At 70.5% G+C, this 9,884-nt stretch carries 7 protein-coding genes; 4 read left to right on the top strand and 3 right to left on the bottom strand.

Annotated elements, in window-relative coordinates:
- Positions 1-18: 18 nt before the first annotated feature.
- Positions 19-1,185 carry a glutathionylspermidine synthase family protein gene (locus tag ACGFIE_RS27880; protein ID WP_393300030.1) on the bottom strand — a complete coding sequence of 389 codons (1,167 nt, stop codon included), beginning with the start codon at positions 1,183-1,185 and terminating at the stop codon, positions 19-21.
- Between the two features lies 1 nt (position 1,186).
- Positions 1,187-1,543 (bottom strand): hypothetical protein, encoded by a 357-nt coding sequence (locus tag ACGFIE_RS27885; RefSeq protein ID WP_393300033.1) that lies wholly within the window; start codon positions 1,541-1,543, stop codon positions 1,187-1,189.
- Between ACGFIE_RS27885 and ACGFIE_RS27890 the strand changes: the two genes are divergently transcribed.
- From ACGFIE_RS27890 to ACGFIE_RS27905, 4 genes are all read left to right on the top strand, one after another.
- Positions 1,542-2,462 carry a proline dehydrogenase family protein gene (locus ACGFIE_RS27890; protein WP_363684494.1) on the top strand — a complete coding sequence of 307 codons (921 nt, stop codon included), beginning with the start codon at positions 1,542-1,544 and terminating at the stop codon, positions 2,460-2,462. The two genes, ACGFIE_RS27885 and ACGFIE_RS27890, sit on opposite strands and share 2 nt — an antisense overlap.
- Before the next feature lie 42 nt (positions 2,463-2,504).
- Positions 2,505-3,305, top strand: a complete 801-nt coding sequence (locus tag ACGFIE_RS27895; protein ID WP_393300036.1) for an alpha/beta fold hydrolase — start codon at positions 2,505-2,507, stop codon at positions 3,303-3,305.
- Positions 3,298-3,873, top strand: coding sequence for a TetR/AcrR family transcriptional regulator (locus ACGFIE_RS27900; protein WP_393300039.1), 576 nt, complete (start codon positions 3,298-3,300; stop codon positions 3,871-3,873). Before ACGFIE_RS27895 ends, ACGFIE_RS27900 begins: the two co-directional genes overlap by 8 nt.
- A gap of 62 nt (positions 3,874-3,935) precedes the next feature.
- Positions 3,936-5,225, top strand: a complete 1,290-nt coding sequence (locus tag ACGFIE_RS27905) for a hypothetical protein (RefSeq protein WP_393300042.1) — start codon at positions 3,936-3,938, stop codon at positions 5,223-5,225.
- Between the two features lie 62 nt (positions 5,226-5,287).
- Here the strand turns inward: ACGFIE_RS27905 and ACGFIE_RS27910 are convergent, their stop codons facing one another.
- Positions 5,288-9,793 carry a LamG-like jellyroll fold domain-containing protein gene (locus tag ACGFIE_RS27910; RefSeq protein ID WP_393300044.1) on the bottom strand — a complete coding sequence of 1,502 codons (4,506 nt, stop codon included), beginning with the start codon at positions 9,791-9,793 and terminating at the stop codon, positions 5,288-5,290.
- Positions 9,794-9,884 lie beyond the last annotated feature (91 nt).

Genomic DNA, 9,884 nt, shown 5'->3' on the forward strand with positions numbered 1-9,884 from the left:
CCCCCAACGGTAGACGACTCACGGGGTGCGCGGCGCGTCGATGTAGTGCGGCAGGAACCGCGCGTAGCCGTCGGTGATCAGACTCGCGCTCTCCCGCACGCCCACTCCGGCCGACTCGCCGTCGACGATCCAGCTGCCCAGCACCGTCCGGTAGCCGGCGAACTGCGGTAACGCCCGGAACTCCTGGTAGCACCAGCCCTCGTCGCCGTAGATCCCCGGGTTGGTGATCTCCTGCTCGGCGGTCACGATGCGTACCGAGCCACCCTCCCGGCCGAGCAGCGGCTTGGCCACGTACTCGGGCATGCCGCGCGGCGAGTCGAGGTACGCCGGGAGCAGGTACTCGTGGTCGGGGTAGAGCTCCCAGAGGATCGCGAGCAGCGCCTTGTTGGACAGCAGGAGCTTCCACGCCGGTTCGATCCAGGTGGTCGGGGTGCCCGGGGCCAGCGCGGGCGGCCCGTACGGCTCGGCCAGCATCCACTCCCACGGGTAGAGCTTGAAGCAGGTGGTCACCGGTTGGTCGGCGGCGTCGACGAAGCGTCGGCCGTCCCAACCGATCTCCTGGATGGGTTGCAGCTCGACGCTCAGGCCGGCCTGCCGGGCGGTCTCGGCGAGGTAGCCGGCCGTCATGTGGTCCTCGCCGGACTCCTCCTCGTTCGACCAGAGCACGTGCACCAGGGGGTCGTGCAGCCCGGCACCGATCTTGGCCCAGGCGCCGACCAGCCGCTCGTGCAGGCTGTTCCACTGGTCCAGCTCGGGGCGGGTCTGCTCCAGCCAGTACCACTGGATGATGCTCGCCTCGACGAGCGCCGTAGGCGTGTCCGCGTTGTACTCAAGCATCTTCGGCGGCCAGGTGCCGTCGTACGCCAGGTCGAAGCGCCCGTAGAGGGTGGGTGGCGCCTCCCGCAGCGACCGGGCCACCGCGTCGGCCGCCCAGGCGGGGATGCCGAACTCGGCGTACCGGCCGTGGGTCACCACGTGCTCGGCGGCTGCCACGGACATCCGGTGCAACTCCTCGGTGGCCTCTTCCAGCCGCAGTACCTCCTCGAGGTCGAAGGCGTACGCGGCGGTCTCGTCCCAGTACGACATGATCCCGCCGTCGGGCAGCTCGGTGTCGACGTACACCAGCCCCTGCGCGCGGATGGTGGCGTCCCAGTCGGGCCGGGGCGGCACGGACTCGCGGCGCACGTCAGCCGCCGCAGGAGGCGAGGTGCGTGCCGAACCCGCCGCGTTCGGGCAGGGCGGCGGTCGTCGGCTCGCCGGCGGGGCGCCCCGCGACGGGGGCGGGCACCCGCATCGCCAGCGCGACCGTGTCACCGCCACCGACCGGCCCGAGGGCGCAGTCGTCATCGTCGTCGTCCGAGGTCATGTTGCAGCCGGAGAGGGCGAGCGCGAGAGCGGTGAGCGCGCCGAGCTGCACGGAGGCCGACCGGAGGCGGCGGCGGGGGCGTTGGTCCACGGGATCGTTGTAGCCGATCGACGCCAGCACCGCAGCCCCGGCCGCCCCCCGGCGGGGGTCCTGGCAGGGGCGATACGCTCGGCTCATGCTCCGTTCCGTCATCCTCGCCGCCTCCCGGTCATCCCAGGTCGAGCGGCTCGTCGCGACCGCCCCGTACACCCGGGACGTCGTTCGCCGGTTCGTCGCCGGCGCCTCCACCGACGACGCGTTGCGCGCGACCCGCGGGCTCGTCGACGACGGTCTGGCCGTCACCCTCGACCACCTGGGCGAGGACACCGTCCGTCCCGAGCAGGCCACGGCCACCCGGGACGAATACCTGAAGCTGCTGAAGATGCTCTCCGGCGCGGGGCTCACCCCGGCGGCCGAGGTGAGCGTGAAGCTCTCCGCGCTCGGTCAGATGTTCGACGAGCAGTTGGCGTACGACAACGTTCGGGCGATCTGCGCGGCCGCCGACGCGGCGGGCACCACCGTCACCCTGGACATGGAGGACCACACCACCACCGATTCGACGCTGGAGGTGCTGGCCAAGCTGCGCAAGGACTTCCCGTCGACGGGCGCGGTGCTCCAGGCGTACCTGCGGCGCACCGAGTCGGACTGCCGCGAGCTGTCCTCCGCCGGCTCGCGTGTGCGTCTGTGCAAGGGCGCGTACCGGGAGCCGGAGTCGGTGGCGTACCAGTCGGCCCGCGAGGTGGACAAGTCCTACGTCCGCTGCCTGAACATCCTGATGTCCGGCGACGGGTACCCGATGCTGGCGACCCACGATCCGCGGATGATCGCGATCGGCGAGGACCGGGCCCGCTGGTTCGACAGGGGGCCGGAGCGCTTCGAGTTCCAGATGCTCTACGGCATCCGCCCCGAGGAGCAGGCCCGGTTGGCCGGTGAGGGCTACACCGTCCGTACCTACGTCCCGTACGGCGACGAGTGGTACGGCTACCTGATGCGTCGGCTCGCCGAGCGCCCGGCGAACCTGGTCTTCTTCGGCCGTGCGCTGGTCTCCAAGAAGTAGCCGGGCTTGACGGGGTTGGCTAGTTGGCTTAGCTTTATGGCTATGACAGCTAGCCAGGTGCGGCGGGACGGCGGACACATCGCCTACGAGGTGCACGGCGACGGCCCACTTGTCGTCCTCGCGCACGGCATGGGCGAGAACCGGGCGAGCTTCCGGCACCTCGTGCCCCTGCTGGTGGCCGCCGGTCACCGGGTCGCCTCGGTCGACGTACGCGGGCACGGGGAGTCCAGCGTCGGCTGGCCCTCGTACGCCCCGGCCGAGGTCGGCGGCGACCTGCTGGCAGTCGTCCGTGACCTCGACGCCGGGCCGGCCGTGCTTGTCGGCAGCTCGTCCGCCGCCGCTGCGGTGGTCTTCGCCGCGACCGAAGCACCCGAGCTGGTCTCCGGCATCGTGCAGATCGGCGCGTTCGTCGGTCAGCCGAAACTCAACCCGCTGCTGCGGGCGGCGATGGGAGCTGTGCTGCGCAGTCCACGACTGTTCGGGATGTTCCACAAAACGCTGTTCCCGGTGCACCGGCCGACCGACGACGCGGCGTACCGCCTGTCGATGGTGGCCAACCTGCGCGAACCCGGCCGGATGGCCGCGACGCGCGGCGTGATCGCGCCTGTCGAGCCGCACTGGACCGCCCGCGCGCCGCAGGTACGCCAACCGGTGCTGGTGCTGATGGGCGCCAAGGACCCGGACTTCCCCGACCCGGGCGCCGAGGCGCGGGCGGCCCGCCGGCTCTTCCGCGTCGCCGAGGCCCGGATGATCGAGGAGGCCGGGCACTACCCGCACGCCGACCGGCCGCAGGCCACCGCCGACGAGCTGGCGGGTTTCCTGGAGGTGTGCGCGGGTGCCTAGGGCAGGGCTCAACCAGCAGACCGTGGTGCGGGAGGCCGCCCGGCTGGCCGACGAGGTCGGCTACCAGCAGCTCACCCTCGCCGCGCTGGCCAGCCGGCTCGGCGTCGCGCTGCCCAGCCTCTACAAGCACATCCGCGGGGCGGACGCGCTGAGCCAGAAGCTCGCCGCGCTTGCCAGCGCCGAGCTGGCCACCGAGCTGACCACGGCGGCCGCCGGTCGCTCGGGAGGGGACGCGCTGCGGGCGATGGCGGACGCGTACCGCGCCTACGCCCATCGGCACCCCGGGCGCTACCCCGCCACCCAGCAGGTGCCCGACCCGTCCGACCCGGAACACGTCGAGGCGGGCGAACGCGCGGTCGGCGCCATCTTCGCGGTGCTGCGCGGCTACGGACTCACCGGCGACGACGCGGTGGACGCCACCCGGGCGCTGCGCAGCGCACTGCACGGTTTCGTCGCCCTGGAGGCCGCCGGTGGCTTCGGCCTGCCGCGCGAGGTCGACCGCTCGTACCACCAGTTGGTCGCCGGCCTGGACGTGGCATTGCGCTCCTGGCCGGCTCGCGGAGCCTGACCCGGCCCGATCGGCCCGGGTCGGCCTCGCCCGATCCGGCATTTGGTCGTACCCTTCGGCGGGTGACTGACGGGGTGCAGCAGCCGACACCGCGGCGGCTCTGGCCGCTGTGGACCGTGCTCGTCGTGGTGGTCCTGCTGCTGGGCTGCGGCCTTCCGGCGGCGCTGGTCGTCGGTACGGTCCGCGAGGCCGGCGGCCGGGCCACGCTCAGCCGGGCCGGCGCCACCGCGGCCGACGACCCGGCCACCGCCGTCGCCCGTGGGCTGTCGGACCGGATGACCGCGCAGCTCCAGCGGCAGTCCACGGCGCTGCTCGGCGGCGACCGGGCCGCCTTCCTCGCCGTCGCCGACCCCACCACACACCCCGACCTGCGCCGTCGCTACGCGGCGCTGCGCGCCCTTCGGGTGACGGTGTGGCGGGCCGAGCCGAGCGGCCTGCCCGTACCTGTCGTCGGCAGGCCGGGCGAGTGGCGGCTGCTGGTGCGCTTCCAGTACTGCTTCGTCTCGCCAGGCTGCCGACCGAGCCCGGTGCTGATCGGCACCCGCTGGCGGGAGAACGGCGACCAGCCCCGACTGGTCGCCCTCGAGGAGTCCAAGTCCGCCGAGACCGGCACCCGACCGTGGGAGATCAGCGAACTGGCCGTGGCGGTCGGCGCGCGGACCATCGTCGCCACCACGCCGGCGCTGCGCGGCAAGCTGCCCACCCTGCTGGCTCAGGCGGAGGCGGCGGCCACGGTCGCCGACACCTACGCCGTGACCGGCTCGCCGCCGGACCGCTACCGGATCTTCTACGCCGGTCGGACGGAATGGCAACGCTGGTACGGCGGCGGACGACCACAGTGGACCGGTGGCTACGCGGTGACCGTGGGCGGCGGCCACCACGAGGTGGTGCTCAACGCCGACGGGCTGCCCAGCAGCGGCACCGACGACCTGCTCCGGCACGAGTTGACCCACGCCGCCTCGCTGCCCGAGCGCGGTTACCCGGGCAAGACGACCTGGTGGCTGGTCGAGGGGCTGGCCGAGTTCGCCGGCTCGGGCGGCCAGCCGGTCGACAGGTACGAGGGGCTCGCGGAGGTGCGCAAGCTGGTCCGGGGCGGTTGGGACGGCCGACTGGAGGGCGTCACGCCCGCCGACGACGCCCCCGCCGAGCGGGTCGGTGGCAGCTACGGCATCGGCTACCTGGCCGTCCGCCACCTCGTCGACAGGTTCGGGCCGGAGCGGCTGCTGACCTTCTTCAAGGCCGTGGTGCACGAGCGCAGAACCCTCGAGGTCGCCGCCGAACAGGCGTTCGGCGAGCAGTGGTCCACCCTGCACGACGAGTGCGTGGCGTACGTCCGCGCCACCGCCGCCTGACAACGGTCGGGCCAATGGCGTGCGGCGGTGGGCCGGGTGGACACCCGACCCACCGCCGTGGTTCACCAGCCGGCAGCGATCGCCGCCCGGGTGCCGAGGGTGCCGTTGGCGGCCCCCGGGTACATCCAGAGAATGCCTGTCACGTTCTCCCGGGCGAGGATGTCGGGCTTGCCATCCCCGTTGAAGTCGGTCATCCCGAAGGACGTGTAGTTGGCCCAACCGATGCCGACCTGGGTGATGGCCCTCGCCTGTAGGTCGTACACCCGGAGGAGACCGGTGTCGCTCTCCCGCCCGTACAACTCGGGCGTGGTGTCACCCACGACGTTGGCCACCCCGAACCCGGTGAACTGGGTGCTCCAGCCGTCGCCGACGTCGATCCGGGTCAGCTTGCCGCCCGCCAGATCGCCCGGGTAGATCCACAGGTCGTTGGTTGTGCCGGCGGTGAAGACGTCCTGGTAGCCGTCCCGGTTGTAGTCGGCCACCCCGAACGGCCGGTAGCTGCACCACTGAGAGCCGAAGAACGTGGGCGTGGGGCTCAGATCATCGGCGGTTCCCAGGAACACCTGCAGGTTGCAGGTGACGTTGTCACGGACGACCACATCCGGGTAGCCGTCGTGGTCCATGTCCGCGATGCCGAACGCGGTGAACTGGTTCCACCCCGACGAGATCAGCCGTGGTGCGGAGAGTTGGGTGTTCACCCTGCGGTATCGCCACAAGGTGCCGATGGTGTCCGTCGCGTAGATGTCGGTCTGCTTCGTTCCAGTGCCCGGTGGTGTCCAGGTGATGGCGCCGACCGAGGTGAGCGAGCCGCTCTTCGTGACATTGGTCGCCCCGACCTGGATGGGGGTGAGTGCCCGCTTCCACACCTGCAGATTGCTGAGCATCCCGGAGTAGTGCGCCGTCGGTGCGCCCTGGTACTTGTAGCGGCCGACCACGAACTTGCCGGTGCTCGGCCACGTGGGCGTGGCGGTGTACTGGGCGCTTCCCTTGACCACCCCGTTGACGTAGAGCGCGATCGTCCGAGTCTCGGCGTTGTAGGTGCCGACCAGGTGCGTCCAGACCCCCAGCGCCGTACCGGCAGGTGCCACCACCTGGGTGTACGACCAACCGCTGTCGGCGTTGCCGAGCCCGAACCGCCAGGTGTTGTCGCTCTGGTTGTTCCAGAGCAGGAAGCGCGACGCGTTCGCGCCGTCCTCACTGGCGATGACGCCACCGGCGGCGGTGGGCTTGGCCCACACCGAGATGCTGAACGACTTGCTCGTGTCGATCAGCCGCTCGGGACTGGTGAGCGCGGTCTTGTTGGTGAGGTCGACCTGGGTCGCGGTCGCGTCCGTGTTCAGCACGACGACCTGTGGGAAGAGTTCACCGCTGCGCCATTTCGCGCTCACGCCGGGCGCGGTCGGTGACGGCTCGGTCACCTCGACGCCGAGTGACTTACCCCCGGAGATGTCGGTGGCCGTGCTGAGGACGCCGTCCCCCTCGTCCGCGAACTCGTCGTCGAACTGCCAGGTGTGGTCGGAGGTGATCAGCGCCTGCCGGGGCCGGGCGGTGATGGTGGCACTGCCGGCCTGGACATTGGTGACCAGCCAGGCTGTCGCGACCGCGCCGGCGCCGACGGTCCACAGGTCGGGGGTGCCGTCGGCGTTGATGTCCCCGGCGCGCAGGCTGAGCGTCGTTCCGGTGTTCCAGCCGGTGGCGGCCAGGGTACGGGCGGTGTAGGTGAGTTGCCCGGTGTCCTGGTTGTAGGCCAGGTTCGACCAGAGGTGCAGGGCTCCGGTCGTCTTGTTCCACAGGAACATCGCAGTTCCGGTGCTGGTCTGTGCGGTGGTGATCGTCCAGTTGTTCCAGTCGGCGCCGCCGGTCGGAGTTGACGCCCCGGTGGAGACCGCTCCGAAGAACAGGCTGGTTCCGGGGAAGCTGGGGTAGTAGGTGAGCTGGTAACCGTTGGTGGCGTCCCCGCTGGTGCCGATCAGGTCGGGGAAGTCCGAGCCGATGCCCCGGCTGTCACCGGCGTTGGCCAGTTGGATCGGCGATCGGCCAAACTCGTCGAGAAGGTATTCGGCCATGAGGCTGGTCTGGACGCCGCTGCGCTCCGGGATCAACGTGGAGCCGTCGCCGTTGCCGGCAAGGATTCCGCCACCGCCGGCGTTGTTGCCGGCCGGGTAGTAGACCAGGACGTCCTGCAGGTTGCCGCCGGTGAATCGACCCGTGAGGACCTGGGCGCCGTTGAAGTCGGCAGGAGAGTTCTCACCGGTGACACCGTTGCCTCGCGAGCCCATGTTGCTGATGCTCGGGTTGACCCCGGCTGAGCCGTCGTTCTCTGCCAGCCACAGGCCGGCCTTGAGACCGTTGACCGAGCCGCCAGTGAGCAGGTCGGCCTTGCCGTCGCCGGTCAGGTCGCCGTCCGGTGCGACGACGGGTGACGGATTCGCGTTGAACGGCAACGTCGCGGTCTCGCCGAAGTTCTTGCCGGCCGCAGTGACGCTGGTCACCGAGATGGTGTTGGTGAAGCGGTTGGGAGTGACCTGGATGGTCGCGTTACCGCTCGCGTCGGGGGTGACGCTCTGCGGGGGTGCCGCGTTCAGTTGGTAGACGTAGTTGGTGGGCACGGTTCCGGTGGACGGCGGCTTGACCGCAATGGTGATCGGCTGCCCGATCGTTGCCTGCTGAGTGAGTTCCGGGATGTTGGGCGGCCCGGCTCGGGTGGAGTCGAAGGTGAACCGGCAGGTGGTCGACCAACTGCTGGAAGTCTGGAAATCGGTCGTCTGGACCTTCCAGGCGAACGTCGTGGGCGTCCCCGTGCTGGTGCCGGTGACACCGGCGGCGGCTGCCAGCGTCGCTCTCGGCACGACGTACACCGCTGTGGTGCCGGAGGAGTACGTCAGCAGGTTGGGGTTGGTGGTGGCGATGGCCGTCTGGGCGGGATCGCTGTTCTTCCACACCTTGAAGGTGACCCCGAGGGCTCCCTTGTCCGGGTCGGAGACCGGGGCGTACAGCGACACAGCCGTATCACCGACCACCGTGGGATTGGCGGCGGTGCAGGCGGTCGTGGGAGAGGTGCTGAGCCCGCTCGGTGCGGCGGGTGCGTGGTTGTAGCGGATGGTCAGGGTGGGGCTGGTTTCCAGGAATTCCTTCCAGCTCTGGGTGTCGCTGGCCTCGTTGGCGGCGACCATCCACAAAGTTCGGGTCGACTTCTTGTTGGTGACGTCGGTCTTGATCTGGCCGGTGATGTCGAACGAGACACCGTTGGCGTCGCAACCGCTGTAGCCGTACGCGAAGCTCTTGCTGGCGATGGCGCTGCCCTTGCTCACACCCTCCCAGTAGTTCCAGGTGGCGTTGCTGGAGCTCAACGTGGTGCCTGGGCCGTAGATGTAGACCGTCTTGTCGGTGCAGTTCCACGACCGGGTGTTCGTGATCTTGAAATATGCGTCCGCGATCGTGGCGCCGGCCAACGTCGAGTACGGCACCGGGAAGTTGATCAGAGTGTTCGACCGCTGGCTGCCCGAGTTGCCGACCTGCATCCGGCCGATGGGGTCCGGGGTGTTCTTCCAGTAGTTGGTCGACTGGTGCTGGTAGGAGATCGAGGCCCAACCGCTCATCTTCGGGCCGACGGAGCTCCAGTTGAACGTGGGGTCGATGTAGACGGGGTACACCGCTGCCGGGTCACTCAGCATCGCCCGGTCGGGGGTGAGTCGTAGCTTCCCGGCACCCACCTGGACACCGATCGCGGCGGTACGCGCCCCACGTCCGGGCCCGCCAGGGGTGGACGCGGACTGCCGTTCGCCCGTGCCCGTCCTGGTGCTCGCGCCGCGGGCGGAATCCCACATCGCGGGGGCCGAGGCGGTGAGTACCGTCCGGCCGGCGCGGTCGCGGCCGGTGATGTTGCCCGCCGTGTCGGCCGCCAGGGTGACGCCCTTCGTGGCGGTGCCGAGGTCGAGGGCGGCGAGCCGGGGATCGGCTGCCGCCTGTCGGTTCTTGACCACGAAGACGTGCGAGAACGAGCCCTCGGTGGTGACCCGGACGGTCAGGTCGACCCCGGGCAGCACCTCGGCATAGGTGGCGGTCGGCCCGGAGAGGGTCGGTGCCGGCAAGGGCAGCGGTGCGGTTACGGAGAGTGCGCGATCGCCGCTTGTCATCTCGGCGAGTGGGGCACTGCCTCCGGCGGAGACGCGGATCGGGTTGGTGGTCACGGCCGCGCTGATGGTGCCGTCGGCGTTTCGGACCAGCGTCGGGTCGAGGTTCTTCCAGGCACCGTTCACCCTGGTGCGAGTGGGTACGGCCGACTGGGTCAGCTCGATCGTCCCGTCCGGGCGGGCCGTGTAGGTGGACGTCGAGGTGCCGGCGCCGGTGGCCTCGACGGGCTTGCCGGTGTGCTTCGCCTCAACCAGTGCCCGATCGACGGTGAGTGATCCTGCGGCCGGCTTGGGTGCGGGCCTGCTGGGCGCGGCGGTGGCCGCAACGGCGGGTAGGAACGTGGCCGAGCCGCTCAGGACGATGCTGGCGGCGACGCCGCTGGCGAATGCGCGTCCTGGTGTCCAGGTCCGAAGTGGTGGACCGATTCTGGGCATGAAGGTGGCTTCCCCCGTGAGTCTGACCGGCGGACGCGGAGTGCGTCCGTAGGGCGGCAAGTGAACCAGCACAGCTGGCCATCGTGGAACG

It is taken from the genome of Micromonospora sp. NPDC049275 (genome assembly GCF_043197115.1).
Lineage (GTDB): Bacteria > Actinomycetota > Actinomycetes > Mycobacteriales > Micromonosporaceae > Micromonospora.

What these genes read in the sequence shown, in the direction of transcription:
- ACGFIE_RS27890 (WP_363684494.1), top strand. Translation starts at nt 1,542, where the DNA reads ATGCTCCGTTCCGTCATCCTCGCCGCCTCCCGGTCATCCCAGGTCGAG.
- ACGFIE_RS27885 (WP_393300033.1), bottom strand. Translation starts at nt 1,543, where the DNA reads ATGAGCCGAGCGTATCGCCCCTGCCAGGACCCCCGCCGGGGGGCGGCC.
- ACGFIE_RS27895 (WP_393300036.1), top strand. Translation starts at nt 2,505, where the DNA reads ATGACAGCTAGCCAGGTGCGGCGGGACGGCGGACACATCGCCTACGAG.
- ACGFIE_RS27910 (WP_393300044.1), bottom strand. Translation starts at nt 9,793, where the DNA reads ATGCCCAGAATCGGTCCACCACTTCGGACCTGGACACCAGGACGCGCA.